The sequence below is a fragment of the Meiothermus sp. genome (genome assembly GCF_026004075.1).
In the GTDB taxonomy this organism is placed as follows: Bacteria; Deinococcota; Deinococci; order Deinococcales; family Thermaceae; genus Meiothermus.
This window is the reverse complement of sequence record NZ_BPIK01000001.1, coordinates 1916189-1937973: the sequence shown is the minus strand read 5'-3', so window position 1 is coordinate 1937973 and position 21785 is coordinate 1916189. Positions and strand designations below refer to the sequence as shown.

Annotated in this window: 26 protein-coding genes; 11 read left to right on the top strand and 15 right to left on the bottom strand. The window is 62.1% G+C overall.

Annotated elements, in window-relative coordinates:
* Positions 1-2 precede the first annotated feature (2 nt).
* The 5 genes from Q0X18_RS09365 to Q0X18_RS09345 all read right to left on the bottom strand — a co-directional run bounded on the left by Q0X18_RS09365 (position 3) and on the right by Q0X18_RS09345 (position 3139).
* Positions 3-179, bottom strand: coding sequence for a hypothetical protein (locus Q0X18_RS09365; RefSeq protein ID WP_297561445.1), 177 nt, complete (start codon positions 177-179; stop codon positions 3-5).
* A gap of 2 nt (positions 180-181) precedes the next feature.
* Positions 182-724: a hypothetical protein gene (locus Q0X18_RS09360; RefSeq protein WP_297561442.1), complete on the bottom strand. Its 543-nt coding sequence runs from the start codon at positions 722-724 to the stop codon at positions 182-184.
* Between the two features lie 77 nt (positions 725-801).
* Positions 802-1368, bottom strand: a complete 567-nt coding sequence (locus tag Q0X18_RS09355; protein WP_297561440.1) for a winged helix-turn-helix domain-containing protein — start codon at positions 1366-1368, stop codon at positions 802-804.
* Between the two features lie 57 nt (positions 1369-1425).
* Positions 1426-2211 carry a hypothetical protein gene (locus Q0X18_RS09350; protein WP_297561438.1) on the bottom strand — a complete coding sequence of 262 codons (786 nt, stop codon included), beginning with the start codon at positions 2209-2211 and terminating at the stop codon, positions 1426-1428.
* Between the two features lie 67 nt (positions 2212-2278).
* Positions 2279-3139: a dihydrodipicolinate synthase family protein gene (locus Q0X18_RS09345; RefSeq protein ID WP_297561435.1), complete on the bottom strand. Its 861-nt coding sequence runs from the start codon at positions 3137-3139 to the stop codon at positions 2279-2281.
* Between the two features lie 101 nt (positions 3140-3240).
* Here Q0X18_RS09345 and Q0X18_RS09340 point away from each other — a divergent pair, with 101 nt between their 5' ends.
* Together Q0X18_RS09340 and Q0X18_RS09335 are read left to right on the top strand one after the other, a co-directional pair.
* A complete protein-coding gene (locus Q0X18_RS09340; protein WP_297561433.1) occupies positions 3241-3552 on the top strand; it encodes a hypothetical protein in 312 nt (103 codons plus the stop codon).
* 74 nt (positions 3553-3626) lie between these two features.
* Positions 3627-4064 carry a DUF420 domain-containing protein gene (locus Q0X18_RS09335; protein ID WP_297561430.1) on the top strand — a complete coding sequence of 146 codons (438 nt, stop codon included), beginning with the start codon at positions 3627-3629 and terminating at the stop codon, positions 4062-4064.
* A gap of 66 nt (positions 4065-4130) precedes the next feature.
* On the opposite strand, the gene minC is transcribed toward Q0X18_RS09335, so the two are convergent.
* From minC to Q0X18_RS09295, 8 genes are all read right to left on the bottom strand, one after another.
* Positions 4131-4673, bottom strand: a complete 543-nt coding sequence (gene minC, locus Q0X18_RS09330; RefSeq protein ID WP_297561427.1) for a septum site-determining protein MinC — start codon at positions 4671-4673, stop codon at positions 4131-4133.
* A gap of 23 nt (positions 4674-4696) precedes the next feature.
* Positions 4697-6091 carry a dihydrolipoyl dehydrogenase gene (gene lpdA / locus Q0X18_RS09325; RefSeq protein WP_297561425.1) on the bottom strand — a complete coding sequence of 465 codons (1395 nt, stop codon included), beginning with the start codon at positions 6089-6091 and terminating at the stop codon, positions 4697-4699.
* A gap of 56 nt (positions 6092-6147) precedes the next feature.
* Entirely contained in the window at positions 6148-7551 is a 1404-nt protein-coding gene (locus tag Q0X18_RS09320) for a dihydrolipoamide acetyltransferase family protein (protein WP_297561421.1), read from the bottom strand.
* A 9-nt stretch (positions 7552-7560) separates the two neighbouring features.
* Positions 7561-8535, bottom strand: coding sequence for an alpha-ketoacid dehydrogenase subunit beta (locus Q0X18_RS09315; protein WP_297561418.1), 975 nt, complete (start codon positions 8533-8535; stop codon positions 7561-7563).
* Between the two features lie 13 nt (positions 8536-8548).
* Complete coding sequence (locus Q0X18_RS09310) at positions 8549-9658, bottom strand: thiamine pyrophosphate-dependent dehydrogenase E1 component subunit alpha (RefSeq protein WP_297561416.1); 1110 nt, start codon at positions 9656-9658, stop codon at positions 8549-8551.
* Between the two features lie 13 nt (positions 9659-9671).
* The gene (locus tag Q0X18_RS09305; protein WP_297561412.1) at positions 9672-9875 is read right to left on the bottom strand and encodes a hypothetical protein; all 204 of its coding nucleotides are present in this window, start codon (positions 9873-9875) and stop codon (positions 9672-9674) included.
* Positions 9876-10133: 258 nt separating this feature from the next.
* Complete coding sequence (locus Q0X18_RS09300) at positions 10134-10745, bottom strand: ArsR family transcriptional regulator (RefSeq protein ID WP_308446049.1); 612 nt, start codon at positions 10743-10745, stop codon at positions 10134-10136.
* 19 nt (positions 10746-10764) lie between these two features.
* The gene (locus tag Q0X18_RS09295) at positions 10765-11814 is read right to left on the bottom strand and encodes an Mrp/NBP35 family ATP-binding protein (protein WP_297561407.1); all 1050 of its coding nucleotides are present in this window, start codon (positions 11812-11814) and stop codon (positions 10765-10767) included.
* Positions 11815-11990: 176 nt separating this feature from the next.
* Between Q0X18_RS09295 and Q0X18_RS09290 the strand changes: the two genes are divergently transcribed.
* The 4 genes from Q0X18_RS09290 (at position 11991) to Q0X18_RS09275 (ending at position 16813) form a co-directional block, all read left to right on the top strand.
* The gene (locus Q0X18_RS09290) at positions 11991-12668 is read left to right on the top strand and encodes a GGDEF domain-containing protein (RefSeq protein WP_297561405.1); all 678 of its coding nucleotides are present in this window, start codon (positions 11991-11993) and stop codon (positions 12666-12668) included.
* 18 nt (positions 12669-12686) lie between these two features.
* Positions 12687-12833: a hypothetical protein gene (locus tag Q0X18_RS09285; RefSeq protein ID WP_297561402.1), complete on the top strand. Its 147-nt coding sequence runs from the start codon at positions 12687-12689 to the stop codon at positions 12831-12833.
* A 565-nt stretch (positions 12834-13398) separates the two neighbouring features.
* Complete coding sequence (locus Q0X18_RS09280) at positions 13399-14220, top strand: hypothetical protein (protein WP_297561400.1); 822 nt, start codon at positions 13399-13401, stop codon at positions 14218-14220.
* On the top strand, positions 14207-16813 hold the full coding sequence (locus tag Q0X18_RS09275) for a valine--tRNA ligase (RefSeq protein ID WP_297561398.1): 2607 nt from the start codon (positions 14207-14209) through the stop codon (positions 16811-16813). Before Q0X18_RS09280 ends, Q0X18_RS09275 begins: the two co-directional genes overlap by 14 nt.
* Before the next feature lie 7 nt (positions 16814-16820).
* Here Q0X18_RS09275 and Q0X18_RS09270 read toward each other — a convergent pair whose 3' ends face one another.
* On the bottom strand, positions 16821-17426 hold the full coding sequence (locus tag Q0X18_RS09270; protein WP_297561396.1) for a nucleoside triphosphate pyrophosphatase: 606 nt from the start codon (positions 17424-17426) through the stop codon (positions 16821-16823).
* Positions 17423-18517, bottom strand: a complete 1095-nt coding sequence (locus Q0X18_RS09265; RefSeq protein WP_374707528.1) for a phospholipase D-like domain-containing protein — start codon at positions 18515-18517, stop codon at positions 17423-17425. The genes Q0X18_RS09270 and Q0X18_RS09265 overlap by 4 nt, the downstream gene beginning before the upstream one ends.
* Positions 18518-18713: 196 nt before the next feature.
* Between Q0X18_RS09265 and Q0X18_RS09260 the strand changes: the two genes are divergently transcribed.
* From Q0X18_RS09260 to Q0X18_RS09240, 5 genes are all read left to right on the top strand, one after another.
* The gene (locus tag Q0X18_RS09260) at positions 18714-19343 is read left to right on the top strand and encodes a TetR/AcrR family transcriptional regulator (protein ID WP_297561384.1); all 630 of its coding nucleotides are present in this window, start codon (positions 18714-18716) and stop codon (positions 19341-19343) included.
* A gap of 9 nt (positions 19344-19352) precedes the next feature.
* Entirely contained in the window at positions 19353-19817 is a 465-nt protein-coding gene (locus Q0X18_RS09255; RefSeq protein WP_297561382.1) for a methylated-DNA--[protein]-cysteine S-methyltransferase, read from the top strand.
* A 39-nt stretch (positions 19818-19856) separates the two neighbouring features.
* The gene (locus Q0X18_RS09250; RefSeq protein ID WP_297561380.1) at positions 19857-20165 is read left to right on the top strand and encodes a BMP family protein; all 309 of its coding nucleotides are present in this window, start codon (positions 19857-19859) and stop codon (positions 20163-20165) included.
* A 419-nt stretch (positions 20166-20584) separates the two neighbouring features.
* Positions 20585-21097: a winged helix-turn-helix domain-containing protein gene (locus Q0X18_RS09245; RefSeq protein WP_119361502.1), complete on the top strand. Its 513-nt coding sequence runs from the start codon at positions 20585-20587 to the stop codon at positions 21095-21097.
* Positions 21097-21657: an IS630 family transposase gene (locus tag Q0X18_RS09240; protein ID WP_297557198.1), complete on the top strand. Its 561-nt coding sequence runs from the start codon at positions 21097-21099 to the stop codon at positions 21655-21657. The genes Q0X18_RS09245 and Q0X18_RS09240 overlap by 1 nt, the downstream gene beginning before the upstream one ends.
* The last annotated feature ends 128 nt before the right edge of the window (positions 21658-21785 follow it).

The following is a 21785-nucleotide window of genomic DNA, read 5'->3' as shown; positions in this document are numbered from 1 at the left end:
CTTTAGATTATCATCAAACGTTTTCCTAGGCCCACCAGAGTAGTCAGTAGCCCCAGTGCTAGCAGCAACCGGGGCAGAACCCGCAGACTTCCCTCGCCCATGCCCGAAACCCCGGTGACAGCCCAGGTCAGCAAAGAGCCAGCCATGAGCAATGCGCCGATCCAAAGCCAGAGGTTCATAGTTACCACTCTATGAGTATCAAGCTCCAACCAATCCAGACCCTGCCAAAAGGTGTTATTGTTGCAAAAGGCGCTGCCATTTGTTTGAAGCGGCCTAGGCCTTTTTCTTCATCAAGAACTTCTAACTCGCACTTGCACTCGGCAAGAACTTCGCCACTCAGGTACCTAATGCGCTCAATATACTGGTCTCCAGTTTTCGCCTTACCATTCCCGGATATTCTCTCAATCCATCGAACCAAAATTTGGTCAGAATCATCTTGAAGGGGAATTATGAATCCAGTGGGAGCCTCCTCAGAAGTGTTGAGAAAATAAATTGAACGGCGACCTCCCGGGTCGTCAGATATTTGGATGGGTAGGTAAAGATAAGTGTGTCCCAAATAACTAACCTTTGTTGCAAGAAAGGGGTTGACAAGGCGGGGCTCTAAACCCATGTGCCTTAGAACTTTATCGAGTTCTAGCGGTGACTTTGCTCCGAGCGCGATGGCTTGCTCTACTAGCGAAACAGTTTGAAAATTTTTATCGCTCTGATGCTGTGACTTGAGCATAGTAGCCTCCTTTTGGCTCGACAAAACATTTACGTTTGTGTGATAACAGTTTCAAGTGCCTTTGCTGTCATGCGAGATCAATCACTCAGCTCAACCACGAAGATGCCCACCACGGTTTTGGAACCTTGGCGGTTCGCTTCCGACCGAACCACCTCTCGAATTTGGTGGGTCAGAGCCCGTAGCTGCTGGCGGCTCGATTCAGAAAGTGCTTTGGTGGCCAGGTAGACTTGCGGCAAGAGGGGCTCGAGATCGGGGTGGTCTTGAAGGCTTACCAGGGTGGGCGCAGGATCGGCAGGCCTGTCACCTAGCAAAAAGCGCCGCTCGAGCTGTTTCTTGATGGCAGCGCCCAACTCTTCCAGCAGCCTGTCCACGTGCTCGAGGCTGGCGACCAAAAGCTCGCTCGAGGGCGGTAGGGTGTGCCTGAGGGAGCGGGCTTGCCAGAAGACTTTGCGCCCCTGGCGCCTCACCTCGATCAGGAGGCCCGCTCTCCTGAGCTTGTGTACGCGGTGACCAATCCGGTTGGCGGGCTCGCCCAGCTTGCGCGCTGCCTCCGCCGTGGTGCAGGGTGTTTTGAAGGCCTCGAGCAGCCGCAGCAGGTTTGGGTCGTGAAAAATCTGAGCCAGCTCAAGGGGCAGATCGGGCATGGGTAACGATAGTCTACCACCAGACTCAGACTATGCTGTTTGGGTACAGCCCGTTGGCTACCGCAACACCCCCTGCAAAACCTGCACCACCGGCCGATCCAGGATGCCCGGAATGCGGGCCGTAAGCCCCAGGTCTACGCTCACACCCCCAAAGCCCGGCAGCCCCGACAAACCCAGGCGCAGCTCGCCCCGGTTGCGCCCATTGGGCCCAAGCCCCAGGTTGAACGCGCTCTCGGCCACGCTCCGCCCGCCAACCAGGAGGCGCAGCGGGCCCTCCAGGGTAAACCCGATGGGGTTGGGGTTCTCTACCTCCAGCACCAGCCGGACGGCCAGCCCGTCCAGCCGGATCTCGACCAGGCGGATGGTAGGGAGCCGGAAGGTGAACTGGATGCGCACCTCGCGATCCAGGAGCGTCACCGGCCCAATCGGAACCACTGCCGGGCCGAGCTGCACCCGCAGCTCACCCAGGAGGCGGAAGCGGGTGCTCTGGCCGCCCACCAGGCTGGCCAGGGCGCGGGTGCCCTCCACCAGGGGCACCACCAGGCGGGTCTGGGCCTCGCGGCTGGCCCCGGCGGGGATTTCCAGAGCGGGCAGGGTCAGGCGGAACTGCGAGCCCCCCAGCTCGGCGGTGAGGGTGCTGTCCAGCAAGGGCAGGGTAAAGGAGTTGGTGTTGGTCAGGCGCAGGCGCACGTCAAACTCGCCCCGCCCGCTGAAGGGGTCTATGGAGACCAGGCTAAACTGCAACAGCTCGACCTGGGGGGGCTGGGGCCGCACCGCCTGGGGTACGCAAGCGCTCAGCAGCAAAGCCAGTACGAACAAGAGCCACGGTGCGTATCGCTTCATGGTTATCTCCCAGTTGAGCTTACCGAATTTGCGGTAGCCTAACACCGAATTGCTCACTTAGCGAGCCTTAACCTACTGTCCAGCCCCGTTCTTTGAAGGCTTCCAGAAGGGGCTTGAAGCTAGGCCAGACCGGGCTTTCGGCAGGGTAGGGGGGGCGGGGGTAGCCTCCGGGCAGGCCCAGGTGGCGCAGGGCCTGCTTCAGGAGCACAAAGCCCCCCTGGGCCAGCACCCGGCCAAAGGGCTCGAGTTCGGCTTGCAGGGCCTGGGCCTCGGCCACCTGGCCGGCCCGCCAGAGCTCGAGCAGCCTTTTATAGGGTTTGGGGGCCAGGTTCGAGACCGCCAGAATACCCCCGTGGGCGCCGTGCGCTAAAGCCCCCAGAAAGGTGGGGGCGTGGCCGGTGTAAAGCTGGATGCCCAGGTTTTGCGAGGCGTAGAAGGCCATGCGGGCCAGCTCCCCGCTGGAGTCTTTCAGTCCTCCAATCCTGGGGTGCCGGGCCAGCTCGGCCACCACCGGTAGGGGTAGCGGGGCTTTGGTATTGGCCGGCACATGGTACAGCCAGACCTCGGCCCGGCCCATATCGGCAATCCCGCCGAAGTAGCGCAGCAGGCCGTCGGGGCCCAGGTTGGCCTCGTAGTAGCGGGGGGGTGTGACCAGCACTTTGGCCCCAAGGCTAGCGGCCTCCTCGAGGGCGATGGCGGCCTGGGCCAGGGTCTCTTCCATCAGGCCCACCATGGCGGGCTTCTGGGGGGTCTGGACGGCCAGGCCCGCCGCCCGCTCCTCGCGGGTCAGATGAACGCCCTCGCCGTTGGAGCCGTAGAACAGCAGGCCGTCCACATGGGGTTCGATGGCCTGGGCCAGTGCGCGGAAGGCTTCGGTATCGAGGCGGCCGTTGTGGTCGAAGGGGGTGGGTAGGGGCGGGATGATCATAGGGCTGTTTTCCTTTTTATAAAGCCAGGTGATTGTATCGCAAGGCCAGGGTTAATTGAAAAGGCTATCCCTGAGTGCTTTGGCTCGATATACTGGGGTTTGTGCAACGCTTGCTCGATCAGGCCGCGGTGTTTATTCGGGATGCCCGTGAGGCCCCGCTCGAGCAGGCGGTGGGTTTGCTAAAGGAAGCGGTGGCCTTGCTGGAAGCTGCCCGCCCCTCCAAGGAGCGCGACGGCTTGATGGCCCTGGCCTATCTGCGGCTGGCCCAGTTACAGCGCCAGTTAGGCAAGCGTAACGAGGCCGAGCGGTTTTTTATGCTAGGCTATAGCTATGCCCGCAGCTCGAGGCAGGAGCGGGTACGTCGGTTGGCGGAAAAACTCAACAGCGAATTTGTGAGCCAACGCCAGGGATAACTAGTCCGCAGACCCCTACACTACTCGAGCATGCCATAGGAGAACCCTGTGGCCCAAGTGAGGAGCCGATTTAGATGGGAGAGTTACTGGGAGATATCGCTGCGACGCTTATTGCGCTTTCGGGTTTGGCGGTGGTGGTGGGCGTGATCTTGATCAAGCGAGGGGATCGGGTCTGGCACCCACGGGTCATGCTGCTGGCAACGGGTTTGGCCGCTTTGTTTTTGGTGTTTTACCTGCTCAAATGGGGGCTGTATGGCACCACCCGCTACGTCGGGCCCGAGGAGTGGCGCGGTGCGTACTATGCCTTGCTAATCAGCCACACCATCCTGGCCGCCCTGAACGGCCCGCTGGTTTTGTGGCTGCTCTACAACGCCTTCAAGCAGCGCTTTACTATCCATAAGGCCTGGGCTCGCTGGACGGTGCCGGTCTGGTTGTATGTGGCGGTGACGGGCTGGGTGATTGACCTGGTGCTCAAGCGCTACGGAGAGCCGGCGGGGGGGATTGGTTTTTAGAGCCCCCTGGCCCGTTGCAGTCAACCACGTATTTGTCCTGGGGTGAGGGAAAATTACCTGGGCTGCCTAGCGCTTGCCCCAGGCTTCCAGCACGATCTGGCCATTCACAACCCTGGCCCGCTCGGGGTTGCGCGCGCTGGCCTCGCCGGCAGGGGCCTGGGCCACATGATGGGCGATGCGGATCTGCTTGGCCTCCAGGCTCATGGCCCAGATGGCGGCCTCTTCCTGGCCGGTGGCCCCGGCGTGGGCCAGCCCGCGTAGCTTGCCCACCACGATAATGTCGCCGGCGGCCACCACTTCGGCCCCGGCGTTTACGTCGCCCAGGATGACCACCGTGCCCGGCGACTCGATGCGCACGCCCGAGCGGACGGTTTGGTCAATCACCTCGGTGTAGGGGATGTATTTCTCGCCCCGCGGCGGCCTGAGCTGCAAGCCCCGCTCGCGTCCGAGCTCGAGCAGGGCCTCCAGCACCCCCTGGCCCACCACCCCGGCCACCTCGACCTCGAGGGGCAGCGGGGGCAGGTCGGCCAGGGCTTTGTGCAGCAGTTCCGGGGTTTCGTTGCCGTCGAGCCGGAGGGCCAGGGCGTTTAGGGTCGCACGAATCCGCATGCAAGGCAGTTATACCAGAAAGCCTAGCGGTTGGCGATGTGGATGGCCTGGCGGTGCAGGTGCTCGGCGGCCTCCATGATGCCCTCGGAGAGCGTGGGGTGGGCGTGCACGGTGAGGCCCACGTCAGTCACGGTGGCGCCCATCTCCAGGGCCAGGGCGATCTCGGCGATCATGTCGGAAGCGTTGGGGCCCACGATATGTCCCCCCAGCAACAGGTCGGTCTCGGCGTCGCCGATGAGCTTGATCAGGCCGTCGGTGGCTTCCAGGGTCATGGCCCGGCCCGAGGCCGAGAGCGGGAACTTGCCCACCTTGACCTTGTAGCCGGCCTTGGTGGCTTCTTCCTCGGTCAGGCCCACCGCGGCCCACTCGGGGCTGGTGTAGACCACGTTGGGAATCTGGTAGTCCATTACCGCGTTGCCCCCGGCGGCGTTCTCGGCGGCAATCAGGCCCTCCTTCATGGCTTTGTGGGCCAGCAGGGGCGGGCGGGTGACGTCGCCGATGGCGTAGATGCCAGGTACGTTGGTCTCCATTTTTTCGTTGGTGGGGATGTAACCGCGCTCGTCTACCACCACCCCGATGGCCTCGAGGCCCAGCCCCTTGCCCCGCGGCCTGCGCCCGGTGGCCACCAGAATCTTGTCCACCACCAGCGTTTCCTGCTGGCCGGTCTGGGTGTGCTCGAGGGTGACGTAAAGGCCGTCTTTCTTGCGCTCGACCTTCACGCCTTTGGTGTGGGTTTTGATGGCGATGCCCTGCTTGCCCAGGATTTTAGCCAGCAGATTGGCGGTCTCGGGGTCGGCGGCGGGCAGAATCTGGCCCATGAACTCGATCACTGTGACCTCGGCCCCCATGCGCTTGTAGACCTGGGCGAACTCGAGCCCAATCGCCCCCCCGCCGATGCAGAGCATCCGCTTGGGGAACTTATCCTCGACGCGCAGGGCCCCGGTGGAGTCCACGATGTCTTTCTGGTCAACCTCGAAACCGGGCAGGGTGTTGGGCTCCGAGCCGGTAGCCACGATGAAGGTCTTGCCCTGGATGCGCTCGCCCCCTACCTCGATGGTGTTTTTATCAACAAACCTGGCAAAGCCGGTTTTCAGATCTACCTTGTTGCCCTTCAAGAGCTGCGAGACCCCGCCGGTCAGTTTCTTGACGATGCCGTCGCGCCAGCCGCCCAGCTTTTTCAGGTCGAGCCTGGCCTCCTTAACTTCCAGACCAAAGGTGCTGCCATGCTTGGTGCCCTCCAACTCCTCGGCAGCGTGCAGCAGGGCTTTGGTGGGAATGCAGCCCACGTTCAGGCAGACCCCCCCCACATACTCGGCCTCTACCGCCAGCACCTTCTTGCCAAGCTGGGCGGCCCGGATGGCCGCATGGTAGCCGCCGGGGCCGGTTCCGATCACGATTACGTCGTAGATGGTGGACATAGACACTCCATTCTAGTCGAGCTAGGTGTGAAAAACAAAATCCACACGGCGAAAAACTACAGCGCTTCCAGGAAGAGCCGCTCGGGTTTTTCCAGGAGCCGGATGACCTCTTTGGTGAAGCGGGCCGCCTCGGCCCCGTCTACCAGCCGATGGTCGAAGGAGAGCGAGAGGTACATCATCTGCCGCACCACAATTTCGTCGTGCTCGCCAACCACCGGGCGCTTCTGGATGGAGTGCACACCCAGGATGGCGGCGTCCGGCACGTTGATGATGGGGAAGCTGAACAGCGCCCCAATCGAGCCGATGTTGGTGATGCTGAAGGTAGAGCCGCTCACCTCCTCCGGGGATAGCTTGCCGCTGCGGGCTTTCTCGGCCAGGTCGTTTATCTCGCGGGCAATCTGCAGCAGGCTTTTGCGCTCCACGTCCCGCACCACCGGCACAATCAGGCCGTTTTCGGCGGCCACGGCCATGCCGATATTAACGTAGTGCTTGAGCACCACCTCCTGCCTTGCCTCGTCCAGCGAGCTGTTGAGGGCCGGGAATTTTTTGAGGGCCACCGCCACCGCCTTGAAGATGAAGGGCAGGTAGCTGAGCCTGACCCCCTGGGCTTCGGCCTCGAGCTTGAGCCGGTTGCGCAGGGCCACCAGCTCGGTCATGTCCACCTCGTCCACCGAGAGGGTGCGCACCGTGTAAAGGTGCGAGGCCATCATCTGCTGGGCGATGGCCCGCCGCAGGCCGCGCAGGGGTACGCGGGTCTCGAGCTCCTCGTAGCCCTTGGGGGTCTTGTACTGCACCGGCGCCAGGCCCAGCAGGGGCGCACCGCGCTCGGGTGTCGAAGGTGCGGCAGCGGGCGGTGTGGCACGGCTTTTTTGCTCGGCGTAGGCCTTCACGTTCTCCACCCGCACCCGCCCGTTGGGCCCCGAACCCGGTATCTGGGCGATGTCCAGCCCCAGCTCGCGGGCCAGCTTGCGGGCCGCCGGCACTGCGATCACCCGTCCGTGGGCCTGAACCGTGGCGGTGCTTGGCCCGGATACCGCCAGCGGCGCGGCTTTGGTGAAGGGGTTTTTGACCTGCTCTGGCTTGTTATCCGGTTTGAACAACGAGAGGCTGGCCCCGTCGTCTTCTGCTACCTGGCCCGGCTCCACAATGGAGCGCTCCTCCTGGGCTTGCAGGCTGGGCGCCGGGGCGGGCTTTTTATCGCTAACCACCGCGTCCACCTCGCCAGGCTCGGCAATCAGGGCGATGGGGGCGTGCACCGGCACCACCTGCCCCTCCTTGACCAGCTTTTGCAGCAGCACCCCTTCGTAGGGACTCGGTAGCTCCACCGTGACCTTGTCGGTCATGACCTCCACAAAAGGCTGGTCTTTTTTCAAGGCATCGCCTTCATTCACCAGCCACCGCAGAATTTCACCTTCCACCACCGACTCTGCCAGCTCGGGCAGCACCACTTCTTTAGGCATGATTCCTCCCTAGTAGTCCAGTAGACGTTTGGCCGCAGCCAGGATACGGGTAACAGTTGGCATATAGAGCTTATCCTGCGCCAGCGGGTAGGGGGTGTCGAACCCGGTGACCCGCAGGGGCGGGGCCAGCAGTTGGTCGAAGAGTTCTTCCGAAACGGTAGCGGTGACCTCCGAGGCGATGCTGGCCGTGCGCGGCGCTTCGGAGATCATCAGCAGACGGCCGGTTTTGGCTACCGAGGCCAGCACCGTTTCTTTGTCCCAGGGCATCACCGTGCGCAGGTCGATCACCTCGGGGTCGAGGCCCGCGGCCACCATCTCCTCGGCGGCTTTGAGGGTCTCGACCATCGGCCCCCCGTAGGAAACCAGCGTGATGTCCCGGCCCTCCCGGCGAACCGCCGCCTTGCCGATGGGCAGCAGAAAGTCGTCGGCGGGCACCTCTTCCTTTACCGCCCGGTACAGGCGCTTGGGCTCCATGAAGACCACCGGGTCATCGTTGCGAATGGCCGCCTTCAGGAGCCCTTTGGCGTCGTAGGGGGTCGAGACCACAATTACCTTCAGGCCGGCGGTGTGGGCAAAGTGGGCTTCCGGGCTTTGCGAGTGGTGGTGCCCGCCCTTTACGCCGCCGCCGGTGGGCATGCGCACCACCATGGGTGCGCTGAACTGGCCGCCCGAGCGGTAGCGCAGTTTGGCGGCCTGAGAAAAAAGCTGGTCGATGCCGGGGAATACATAGTCGGCAAACTGAATTTCGGCCACCGGGCGCATCCCATGCGCGGCCAGCCCCACCGCCGCCCCGATGATGGCAGCCTCCGAGAGAGGGGTGTCCATCACCCGGTCGGGGCCGTATTTTTGCTGGAGGCCCTCGGTAGCCAGGAACACCCCGCCCCGTTTGCCCACGTCTTCGCCCAGCAACATCACGCGTTCGTCGCGCTTCATCTCTTCGTCCAGGGCCGTGTTTATGGCCTGGATCAGGGTCATGGTTGGCATATATCCTCCGCTTTCAGGACTGCAGTTCCTCTGCTACCAGGCGCCGCTGTTCCTCCAGGTGCCAGGGTCGGGCGGCGTAGACATCGTCGAACATCTCGAGCGGGTCGGGTTCACCGGCCTGCAGGGCTTCTTGCAGGGCGGCCTCGAGGGCCTTGGAGATTTCCAGCCGTAGCTCGTTGGCCCACTGGGCATCCCACAGGCCCTGTTGCTCCAAGAACCGCTGGTAGCGCAGCAAGGGGTCTTGCTGGCGCTCGGCGGCCAGCTCCTCGCGCGAGCGGTAGCGGCTGTCGTCGTCGGCGGAGGAGTGGGCCCCAAAGCGGTGCACCACCAGCTCCACCAGACTGGGCCCCTGGCCGGCTCGAGCCCGCTCGATGGCTTCCTGCATCACAAAGTAGCTGGCCAGCACGTCCAGGCCGTCCACGTAGTAGCCGGGCATGCCATAGGCCTGGGCCTTGATGGCGATGTTTTCTGAAGCGGTCTGCTTGGAGATGTTCACGCTGATGGCGTAGCGATTGTTTTCACAGACGAACACCGCCGGAGCCCGCCCCACGGCCGCAAAGTTGATGCCGGCGTGCCAGTCCCCCTCGCTGGTGGCCCCGTCGCCGAAGGTGCAGACCGCTACCTGGCCGGTGCGGCGCAGCTTCATGCTCAGGGCTGCCCCGGTCGCAGGCGGAATGTGCGAAGCGATGGCCGAACAAACCGTGAACACATTGAGGGCCTTGCTGCCAGGGTGTGATGGCATCTGGCGGCCCTTGGCCGGGTCGGCGGCGTTGCCCAGGGTCTGGCCGAAAATTTCCACCAGCGGCACCCCCAGCGCCAGCACCAGCCCCATATCGCGATAGTAGGGAAAGAGCCAGTCGTGGCCTTTGCGCAGGGCATGGGCAATGCCCACCTGGGCGGCCTCGTGGCCGGCGTGGGGAGCGATAAAGCTGGTCTTGCCGGTGCGAATCAGGATGACCAGTTTTTCATCCAGCAGCCGGGCGGCCAGCATATCGCGGTAGAAGCGTTGCAGCAGTTCGGGCGGAAGACCGTGCTCGAACGGGGCCACCCAGTGGCCCTGCTCATCCACCAAGCGGATGGGCTCGCTGCTAAAGGGCTGAAAGCGTACTTTTTCCTGAACCATGTTGCCTCCTGGCTTACCGGGGTGGCCGGCTCGCCTCTTCTGTGGGGCCTTGGGTAAAGGCCCTCGAGCGCGGGTCGCCCTGGGTAAGGGCTTCCGCGGGGAACCACCCGGCCCAAGCAAAAGACCCCCTGGATGGGAGGTCGCTAAGGCTTTGGTATACCGGGCCAAAGGTTTTGGGTGCGCCCAATCCTGCCACCGGTTCTAGGCGCGTCTCCATAGGAACCTCTTGGTATTCAAGATTATAGCGGTTTTTGCGCCCATCGCGGTTAGCTATATGTTTACCGCCAGTTATTGCGGCAAAAAAACGAATTCAGCGCATTTTTTTGGCTCTAAAGGCTGGCCCTTTGCGAGAGCCGCTCTGGGTTGCTCACGATTCTGTCGGCGCAGAGGATCCCCCCGCACGTTGCCCGGTAAAAAAAGCGCCTCCCTTCCGAGGGCGGCCTACCTCGCTTTGCTGATAACTCTCGTTCGGGTACTACTCGCCAGACTCGAGCGTGGGCTCAATACGGTAGCGACAACAGTCGCTCCCGACAGCGATACGTTCTTCGCGGGTGATGGGGACACCCAGAAGCTTCTGATACATCTCGAGCTCGGTCTGACAAAACTCGTTGTGCTCGAGGGAAAGCGCCAGCTTGGGGCAGCGCGCCTGCTCTAAGTACCAGGCCCCGTTTTCCTGGTAAAAGCTGGCCTGGTAGCCCTGCTGGGTCAGAAACTCGGCCAGGCGGTAAATTTTTTGCTCGAGGCTCAGACCCTCCATATGCGGGGCTAACTCCTCGAGCAGCTTGTTGTTGCGCCGGGTCAGCACCTCCAGTACCAACCCTTCCCCAAAAAGCTCTTTGAGATGGGTAAGCACGTCGGCGCACATGCGGGCATACGGGGCCTGCTCGTCCACAGCCTGGTAGACCTGTTTGGGACGGCCCCGGCCCTCATTTTTCTCCAGGCGGGCCCGTACCAACCCTTCGCGCTCGAGATCTTCCAGGTGGCGGTGCACGGCTACCTTGGAAATGCCCAGCGACTCGGCCAGCGAACCCGCGCAACTTGCCCTCGAGCGCAGGGTTTCCAGAATCCGTAACTTGGTTTCACCCATCCCAAAAGCCATAGTTCCCCTATGCCATCGGCAGCAGCATGTAGGCCTGCACCGACAATCGACCTGCTAAATTGCGCGCCACCTGACGGAAAGCCAGCGCCTCGAGCGAATCGGGCGCCCCAATCACCACCGGCACACCGCTGTCCCCCCCCTCGCGCACCGAGAGCGCGATGGGGATTTCGCCCAGAAAGGCGGTGTTGTACTGCTCGGCCATCTTGCGGCCGCCCCCCTGCCCAAAGATGTAGGTCTTCTGCCCGTTTTGTTCGAAAAACGACATGTTCTCGATGATGCCCAGGATGTCGACCTGCACCCGCTTGAACATATCTAAAGCTCGCTCAGCGTCGATGCGGGCCACATCCTGCGGGGTAGTCACGATCACACCCCCCGAAAGCCGGGTGAGCTGCGCGAGCGAAAGCTGCACATCCCCTGTGCCGGGCGGCAGATCTACAATCAGATAGTCGAGGTCGCCCCAGGCCACCTCCTGCAGGAACTGCTTGAGGGTGCCGTGCAAAATGGGGCCGCGCCAGACCATGGCCTGGCCCGGCGGCACAATATTGGCGATGCTGATGAGCTTGATGCCGTAGCGCTCCAGGGGCACCATCCGCTTTTGCTCGTCTACGCGTAGCTTCTCGCCCTGGGTGCCAAACATCTGGGCCTGGCTGGGGCCGTAGATATCGGCGTCCAGCAAGCCTACCCGTGCACCTTCCTGGGCCAGCGCGACGGCCAGGTTGGCGGCAACGGTGCTTTTGCCCACGCCCCCCTTGCCCGAACCCACCGCCACAATGTGCTGGATTCCCGGCAGAGGCAGGTTCTGGGGCCCACGCACCTGGGCGCCAAAATGCACCTCAACCTCGGTAGCGCCAATCCTGCCCAGGGCCAGCCGCACATCCCCCTCGATTTTTTCTTTGAGGGGGCAGGCCGGGGTGGTTAGGTTGATCTTGACCGTGGCTTTGGTTCCTTTCACGGCGATTTGCTCGATCATGCCGAGCGACACCAGATCCTTGTGTAGCTCGGGGTCGTGGACGGTTTTCAGGGCTTCCAATACCAGAGCTTCGGTGAGCGTACTCATCTCGTATTCAGATTATGCCTGGAAATATGCCAATGAACGGGGCAAGGCTCACATTAGAGCTGACCCAAACACAGTCTTGTCAATCCACCCAACGGTGGATTCGTAACTTCCTGTCTGTTGGTGATGGTCAAAACGCACAGGGGCAAGGCCTGGGCCTGAATATACTCCGTAGCAAGATGAGTGCGGAAAAGCTGCGCGAAGAAGATCTCAAGCTGCTGCAATTGCTCGAGCAGATGCAAGGCCAAATTGCCCAGTCGAGCAGCAGCCTGGAGTCCCTCAAGGAGGCCCTCGAGTTAGCCCGGCGCCTCGTGGAGGAACGTAACCAGAGCTTGCTCAATGCCCGCAGCCCCCTGTTGGAAGGCTATGGAGCCGAAGACGACGACAAACTTACCGGACTGCCCGGAAAAATAGCCTTCGAGAAGGCCCTCGAGCGGGCTTTCGCCAGCAGCGAGGCTTTCAGCGTCGTAACCTTCGACATCGATGGCTTCCAGGCGATCAATGAGCGCTTTGGCAGTGAGGTAGGTGACGAGGTGCTGCGCCGCATCGGCCAGCTGGTGCGCAAAGCCCTGCGCGCCTCGGATGTGGCTGGAAGAATAGACGGTGAGGAGTTTGCCCTGATCCTGCGCGGCATTACCGGCGACCGGGCCTTTGGCGTCTGCGAGCGGCTGCGCCTGGCCGTGCTCAAATACCCCTGGAACCAGCTCCACCCCGAACTCAAAGTCACCATCAGCCTGGGCTTTGCTTGCCGCGACGACGAGCCTTCGGCCCAGGAAGTACTTGCACGCGCAGACCGCTTCCAGGCCGAGGCCAAAAGCTCGGGCCGCAACCAAACCTTCCCCGGACTTTACTACTAACGCAAGGAGTGATTCGCCATGATCAGCCCCGCCCACAACCCCCTCGAGCGCCTCGCAGACCACCGTGAAATCAAGGACAGAATCCCGCTACGCTACAGGGTAGCGGTTCTCTCAGCGGTACTCTTTTTGGGCTGGCTCATTTTGGAGCTAACCCAGGCCTTTTAGCGGATTTCCGAGGCAGCGCAGTTGCGGTTGCCTCTGTATTTTCGCCAGACCTAGCGGAAGAAACACGTTCAGCGCAGCTTATTGACGGCTGAGGATTGCCGGGTTCTTCGCGAGAGCCGCTTTGGGTTGCTGTATACTAAGTTATGGCGTAGACCGGGAAGAGTAGGCTGACTGCGCCCACAGAAAGGGTGCCCCACCGGCTGAGAGGGCACCTGGAAACGCACCAGCCGAACGTCGCCCGCGAGCCCGCAGGAAGAACAGCCAACCGGCCCAGTAGAGCCTGCCGGGGGTGCCCGTCACAGCACATCTGAGTGCCTGAAGTTCCTACCAGTACTTCAGGAAGCGCGGTGGTACCGCGGGGTTTTCCTCGTCCGTGCAGCAAAGCCTGCAGGGGCGTTTTTGTTTATAGGGCAGGGTGAGGATGAGGGAGCAGCGGACAGGCTGTAGGCCAGCATCAAGGTGGACGGTGTTCGGGTTCTATCCTGACGACCTCGAGAAACCGATCGCACGCGCTTCTTGTTTTATGGAGCCATCTCTTTTTTCCCGGCCACGTTAGGGAGGTGCTATGAACGATATTCCCAAGGAATGGCAGCTCGAGCCCCATTATGAACCCGGCCTTTACTGGTTCAGCCGGGAGCCACAGTCCCTCAAGCTGCTAGGGGAGGAAATACCGGCCACAGAGTCGGAGGAGTACCCCGGCTGGTACTTTCTTCAGCGCGGCGATTCCATGCGAATTGTAGATAGCCTCGAGGAGGCCCTGGCCACCCTGAAGTCCCGCCTCAAGCACTGGAACATGGAAGACTTGCTGGGCCGACGTGCGCCCATTGAGGTCAGTGGTAAAGTCCGCAAGCAGATGGTCATCGAGTTGCTCAATACCCCCATCGCCACCCCCCCGCCCGACTACGACCCCGACCGGGACAAACCGCTACCCCCCTTGCTTTCGTGCAAATGGGAGCTGGGCGACTACCTGCTGGTTGCCAGCATTGATTACACCCCTTTCCGATCGGAGTTCAGCACCCGCTTCGGCCGGCCCAACAACCCCATCCGCAGCCTGGTGGGCCAGGTCTGCACTCTTAGCGCAATAGACCTCGAGCTGCTCGATGAGGACGACCCGGAGGACCTGGACGACCTGAATGAAGACGACCTCGAGCCCCTCGACCTTCTGGAGGACGACGAAGACTTTGAACAAGAGGAGGAAGAGCAGGATTGGGAGGAAATTGCGGTGGGTATGGTGAGCCTCGAGGGCAACCGCCTGACCGTGGGTTTCTGGAGCCACACCTTCGATGAAAACACCGAAGTGATTGGGGTGGCCTACGAGGAAGCCAGCTTTGAGGACAAAGAAAAGCGTTATTACCTGTCACCGAGGAGAAGCCATGACCGAACCTAAGGAACTACCCAAAACCTACGACCCCCAGGCAGTGGAGCCCCGCTGGGCCCTGGAATGGGCCCAGAACCCCCTCAAGCCCGAACTCAACGCCCACAAGGGCAAGGGGCCTTTCACCATCGTGATCCCACCGCCCAACGTGACCGGCAACCTGCACCTGGGTCACGCGCTGGACAACACCATCATCGATACCATCATCCGCTTCAAGCGCATGCAGGGCTACGAGGCCCTGTACCTGCCCGGCACCGACCATGCCGGCATCACCACCCAGGTGCTGGTGGAAAAAGAACTGGCCCAGGAGGGGCTAACCCGCCACGACCTGGGCCGGGAGAAGTTTTTGCAGCGGGTCTGGGCTTTCAAGGAGAAAAACGGTGGCGCCATCCTGCATCAGCTCCGGCGCATTGGGGCTTCGTGCGACTGGAGCCGCGAGCGCTTCACCATGGACGAAGGGCTCTCCCGCGCGGTGCGGCGGGCCTTCATCGAGTACTACCACCAGGGGCTGGCCTACCGGGGCAAGCGCATTGTGAACTGGGATCCGGTGGCCCAGACGGTGGTGAGCGACCTCGAGGTCAACGTCGAGCCCACCCCCGGCAAGCTCTACACCCTGGCCTACCCCCTGGCAGGGGGCGGCGAGATTCAGATTGCCACGGTGCGCCCCGAGACCATCTTTGCCGATGTGGCCGTCGCGGTGAACCCCGCCGACGAGCGCTACCGGCACTTAATTGGGCAGAAGGCCCGCATCCCCCTCACCGAGCGGTACATTCCCATCATCGCCGATGAAGCGGTGCTGATGGACTTTGGCACCGGGGCCCTGAAGATTACCCCGGCCCACGACCCCACCGACTTCGAGATCGGCAGCCGGCACCACCTGGAGATGCCTAGCGTAATTGACCTGAAGGGCTGCCTCGCGGGTGAGCTGGTGCCCGAGCCGTTCCGGGGTTTGGAGCGCTTCGAGGCCCGCCGGCGGGTGGTGCAGGCGCTGGAAGAAGCCGGGCATCTGCGGGAAGTCCGCGACTACACCATCGCCCTGGGCTACTCCGACCGCACCAAGGCCCCGGTGGAGCCCCTCCTGCTCGAGCAGTGGTTCGTGCGGATGAAGCCGGTGGCCCAAAAGGTGCTGGAAGGCCTGGATAGAGGCGAGATGCGCTTCGTGCCCGAGCGCTGGGAGAAGGTCAACCGCGACTGGCTGGAAAACATCAAGGACTGGGCCATCGCCCGGCAGCTCTGGTGGGGCCATCAGATTCCGGCCTGGTACGACGAGGAGGGCAACATCTACGTGCCCGACCCGGACAACCCCGACCTCGACTGCGATCAGGATCCCCGCTACGCCCACCTCAAGCTGCGGCGCGACGAGGACGTTTTCGATACCTGGTTCTCTTCGGCGCTGTGGCCTTTTTCCACCCTGGGCTGGCCCGATGCCACCCCCGACCTGAAGAAGTACTACCCCACCGACGTGCTGGTGACGGGCTACGACATCATCTTCTTCTGGGTGGCCCGTATGCAGATGTCGGGCTACCAGTTCACCGGTCGGGCCCCCTTCCACACCATCGTGCTGCACGGGCTGTACCTGGACGCCAAGGGCCAGAAGATGTCCAAAAGCAAGGGCAACGGCATTGACCCCCTCGAGCTGATTGATAAATACGGGGCCGACGCCTGCCGCTTTGCCTGGGATTATCTGGCTACGGGCGGGCAGGACATCCGCCACGACGAGCGGCGCTACGAGCAGGGGCGTAACTTTGCCAACAAGCTCTACAACGCCGCCCGCTTCGTGCTGATGAACAGGCAGGCGGGCCTCTCCAGCGCCCCGGCCACCCCCACCCTGGCCGACCGCTGGATGGTTTCGCGCCTGAACCGGGGCATCGCCGAGATTACTGAGGCCTACGAGGCCTTCGACCTGGGCCGGGCCGCCCGGCTGGTCTACGAGCTGGTGTGGAGCGAGTTTTGCGACTGGTACCTGGAGGCTGCCAAGCCCGCGCTGCGCGAGGGTAACCAGGCCACCCTGCACACCCTGGAATCTACCCTGGCGGCCCTGCTCAAACTGCTGCACCCCATCATGCCCTTCATCACCTCGGAGCTGTACGAGGCCCTCACCGGTGATACCACCCAGCTAGCCCTGCAGGACTGGCCCCAGGCCGGTGCGCGCGACCTCGAGGCCGAAAAAGCCTTCGAAACCCTGCAGGCCACCATCACCGCCACCCGCAACCTGCGGGCTGAGCTGGGCATCCCGCCCCAGCAGGAAGTCGCGGTGCATCTGGATGGGCCGGGGGCCGCGCTGGTGATGGAGAACCTGGCGCTATTCCGCTTCCTTAGCAAAGCCCAGGCCTCTATAGGTAGCCCCGAAAAAGCCATCGCCCAGGTGACCGCTAACACCACCGTCTACCTCAAGCCCGAAGGCGACCTGTCGAGCTTCCTGGAGCGCCAGCGCAAGCGGCTGCTCGAGCTGGAGAAGCAGGTTGAGCAGGGGCAGAAAAAACTCGCCAACCCAGGTTTTGTGGAGCGGGCCGACCCGGCCATCGTGCAGGCCGAGCGGGAGCGGCTGGCCGAGAACCAGGCCCAGCTCGAGCGCATCCGGCAAAACCTGGCCCGCCTGGGGTAGGGGAGGCTTACAGCTCCTTTGGGTCTGGCAGATGGGGCTCGAGGCCAAAATAGCCCAGCTCGTACAACCGCTGCCAGACCCGGCTCACGGGTAAGCCCATCACGGTGTAAAAGTCGCCCTCGATGCGCTCTAGCAGCACCATGCCCAGCCCCTGTGCGCCGTAGCCTCCGGCTTTGTCCAGCCCCTCGCCGCTTTGAACATACCACTCGAGCTCCCAGGCCTGTAGCGGGCGGAAGGTGACCTGCGCCAGGGCCACCTCACGGTGCAGGCCTCCGCCTGGTTTGAGAATGGCAAAGCCGGTGTACACCGTGTGCTGCCGCCCCGAGAGCTGCTGCAAGAATCGCCGGTTCTCCTGGGGGTTGCGGGGCTTGCCCAGGGTTTCATCCTCCAGCGCCACCACGGTATCGGCCGCCAGCACCCACTGCCCGGGCTGCCAGACGGCCTGGGCTTTCTGGGTAGCCAGCTCCAGGGCCATCTGGGCGGGCTCGAGGTGCCCCAAGGTTTCTTCGTCAATGTCGGCAGGGCGCGCTTCAAAGGGCAGGGCCAGCCGCTGCAACAGCTCGGCCCTGCGCGGGCTTTGCGAGGCCAGGATCAGGGTAGGAAGGTTCTTCATAAACGTCTGCCTGCCCGCCAGATGCTTTCCACCTCGCGCTGATAGCGCTGGGCCAGTGCGCTGTCCCGCAAAATTAGCAGGTTTTCGTTGTTGCGGCCGAACCCGGAATTGGTGAAATTGTAGCTGCCCGTAATCACCCACTCACCGTCCACCACCATTACCTTGTGGTGCATGGTGTAGGGGTTGCCGTCTTTGCGCACATCCACCCCGGCCTGCTTCAGGGTCTCGTCCCGCGAGTTCTCCAGGTTGCGCGTGTCGATGACGACCCGAACCCGCACCCCGCGCCGATGGGCTTTTACCAGAGCCTCTACAATGCGGGTATCGGTCAGAACATAAGCGGCCACCCAAATTTCCCGCTGAGCCCGTCCCAGCAGCTCGAGGATGGCGTTGCGGGCTTTTTGTCCACCTGCGGGGCTAAAGTAAACCGCGCCCAGGGTGCTCCCAATCTGGAAGCGTGCAGAACGACCCAGCCCATTTTCCTGACCCGCGAACAGGGCCTCGAACTCGGCCCGGTAGACCTGCACCAGGCCCGGCACCGGCAGCCACAGGCTATTTTCGTTGTTGCGCTCAAAGGCGTTCCAGGTCAGGTTGGTGCTGCCCGTCCAGACCCCCAGGTCGTCCACCACTACAAACTTGTGGTGCATCAGGGCGTTGGGGCGGCTGTCGTAGCAGACCTGTATCCGCTGTAGGGTTTCGCAGCGGGCCGGGCTGCTGCTGCTTACGCCCAGGCTTTCGTGGGTTTCGCGACGGTAGTCGCTATCGTTGAGCATCCGCACCCGCACACCTCTGGCCGCGGCCTGTACCAGCGCCTGCCCAATTTCGCGGTCTTCGAGCTCGAGCGCGGCTACCTCAATACGGTTTTGGGCAGCACCGATCAGACCAATCAGGCGACCCTTGGCCGCACGCCCCTGCTCGGGAGCAAAGTACAGCTCGAGGCCGCCGGAAGCTTTGTACACTGGTGGAATTGGGCGAAGGTAGGCATCCCAGACCAGATAGCCCACCACCCCCAAAAACAGCAGAAACAGCCATATTTGGTCACCCCTGCGGCGGCCTCGGCTGCGGCTTGCTTTGGGTTGGAATAGGTTCCATATGGCCCACAGCAGGCTGAATTGGGAACGACGACGCATAACAAATGTTTACTGTACAACGCAACGGAAGTTTTATCGGTTTGCCTTGGCGGGGCTTTGTTTGAAACTACTCCACTGGGCTTTACCATATGCCCTGGAAAGAGATATTCTCAGCCTGAGCTGACTAGCGCAACTTATTGGACTCGGGTACAATCTCTTCATGCTCACGCTTCGGGAAAGGCAGAAACAGCGCCGTCGAGACCGCATTTTCCGTACCGCCATCAACCTTTTTCGTGAGAAGGGGTTCCACCAGACCACAGCCACCGATATTGCCAAAGCCTCGCACGTTTCAAGGGGCACTTTTTTCAACTACTATGCTTATAAGGAAGCCGTTCTACTCGACTTTGGGGCACAATTGCTGGGCGAGCTGCGCGAGCAGGCCCTGTCCGAGCTAAGCCAAGGTGTGCCGCCGCTCGAGGTGTTGCGCCGGCTATGGAGCCGCCTGGCCGAGGTTAGTGAGCGGGAGCGGGTTTTGCTCTCACCGCTAGCCTATGAGCTTTTGAACCCGGATCCTGAGCGGGCCAAGGCCGCCTTTGAAGCCCTGCCCCTGGGCGACTTGATCGCGGAAATTCTAAGCCCCCTAAAAAAGGAAGGCCAGCTACGAAAAGATATGTCGCTCGAGCGCATCTCCCGTTCAATCGCCGACGTGTACCTGCTCTCGGCTTTGCGCTGGGCCGCCTATACACCGGGCCGACAACTCAAGGATGAGATGACCAAATTCCTTAACCTGATGCTGGAAGGTGCCTTGGCTAGAGAAACCGGCAAGCCTGTAAAAGCTGCACGGGGCTAGAGCAAGTCCATGTATAGCCTGCTGATTCCTACCCCCATTGGTCCGCTCTACGCCAAAGCTGGTGCCCAGGGGCTGCTGTCGGTGGAGCTGCTGGTTTTGGGGGAGGGCTTTCCCGAACGTCCCAACGCCCTGCTCAACGACCTGGCCCGGCGGGTAGAGGCCTACTTTACCGGTAAAGGTGAAACTTTTTTGGAAGTACCCCTGGATTACGGCGGCCTCGAGGCCCGCCGGGTCGCACTATACGAAGCAGTGCGGCGCATTCCCCTCGGCCAGACCCGCAGCTACGCCCAGATGGGGCGCTTGTGTGGCCTCACGCCTCGGGCAGCGGGAGCGGGTATGCGGGCCTGTCCGTTTTTCCTGGTGGTTCCGGCGCAGCGCGTGATTCATGCCGATGGGCGGCTGGGGGGTTTTGCCGGGCGGGAGGGCGTTAAGGAGTGGCTTTTGCGATGGGAGGGGGCTCAGTTGTCGCCCTGAGGGGCTTACACCCGGGAGTGCGCCGGGGATACCCGACCGATGTTCTTCATCGGGGGCGACGGCAACCTGAACTTTTTGGGCGATACCGACAACAACCCCGCTACCCTCAACCACGCCCTCACCTGCATGCTCAAGCGGGTGGATGTGGCAGCCCAGCGCGCGGTGGAATCGGTGGCCCGCAACACCTTCCAGGGCGGCCTGATCAGCCTGGGGCTCAGGGAAAACGGCCTGGGCTATGCGCTGGATGCCTACAACCAGGCGCTCTTGCCCGAAAGCCTGCGCCGCGAAGTGAACGCCATCCGCCAGGCCATTGTGGCCGGGCGGATTGTGGTGCCAGATAAACGCTAGTACCAGGTTAGCAGGCAGTGTACTGAATGTAGATAGTCCGCCCCCACCAAACGGGGTGCGCTGCGCTCTGTAAAGGCGATCTCCTTGTCCCTTCAATGGTTTGTGATACCGTTTCCGCTTGAATTCTTTACCGCCATGCGTAGTCAAAGGTGAAGGATTTAAGCCGACCGAAGGGAGTAGAAGTGCATTCCGGCAGTATCGTTTAGGCTTTCAGAAGTGAACGATACTGCCGGAATGCGTATGAGACCACGATGGTTCGCTTACGGGCGGTGCTCTCTTCTTGGTCATGGCGATCGCTCTGATTCCGAGAAGATGGCCCTATAATTTGGCTAGAGGCTTCGCCCCTTAGCCCGTAGCAGCAAATAGCGTTTTCCTGTTTGATAAGAAATCTTCAAGACTCTTTCCACTAAAATGGAGCCATGCAACTGGCCCAACATCAGCGCCGCCCCCGGTTGGAACTCCAACTGCGACACCATCCGGATAACCTCCACGCCCTCTACCGGGAGTCCCAAGACCACACCGAACGCGCCCGCTGGCACGCTCTCTGGCTGCTGGCCAGGGGTCAGAGCATCCCCGAGGTAGCCAGGAATCTGGGCTATACCGATCGCTGGGTGCGTCAGGTAATCCACCGCTACAATCAGGGCCTGCCCATGAAGAATCTGCGGCACGAGAACAAAGGCCGGGCCCCCCTCGTACCGCCCGAACTCCAGGAGGGCTTCCGCCAGGCCCTCCTCCAGCCCCATCCCAGGGACGGGCTTTGGAGCATACGCAACGCTGCGGAGTGGCTGGCTGAAAGGCTGGGACGTCCGGTGGATGGGCGGCGGGCCTGGTACTGGATGCGTCGCCTGGGCCTGGCCCCGCTGCGCCCCCGGCCGCGCCACCGGGAGGCGGATGCGAAGCGGCAGGAGGCTTTCAAAAAAAGCTCTTTCTGATGGTTTTCCTGTTCAGGTTGCTCTTTCCTGAACTGGAGTTGGAGGTGTGGGGCTTTGATGAGCGCCGAATAGGGCTGAAGCCCATCCGCCGACGGGTATGGGCCTTGCGAGGGAGGACGCCGCTAGCGCAGGAGCGGCCCCGCTATCGCTGGCTGTATGTGTACGCCTTCATAAGACCGGGTACGGGGGAAAGCGAGTACTGGCTGCTGCCCTCGGTCTCGGTGGAGGGGTTCCAGTTGGTGTTGGAGGCCTTTGCCCGGCTACGGGGGGCGGGGGCGGGCAAGCTGGTACTGGTGGTGCTGGATCAGGCTGGCTGGCACACCTCGGGGCGGGTGGAGCCAGCCAAGGGCCTGGGGCTGTGTTATCTGCCACCCTACTCGCCCGAGTTGCAGCCGGTAGAACGAGTCTGGGGGCTCATTGACGCGGTCGTGGCCAATGGGCAGGTGCAGGATGAAGAGGAGCTGTGGGCCAAGGTGGAAGCCCGGTGCGCTTACCTACAAACCCAGCCCGCGCTTATCCAGAGCTACACCCTATTTCACTGGTGGCCGGGGGGATGTTAGGGGAATGAATCAAAAGGATTTCATATGAAAACCTATTCGTGCTTCCCATAAGAACCTCAGGATGAGGAAAAATCAACGATAAGGCATACAGCTAGAACTAATGGTTTCATGCTGCGAATTTGGAGGTT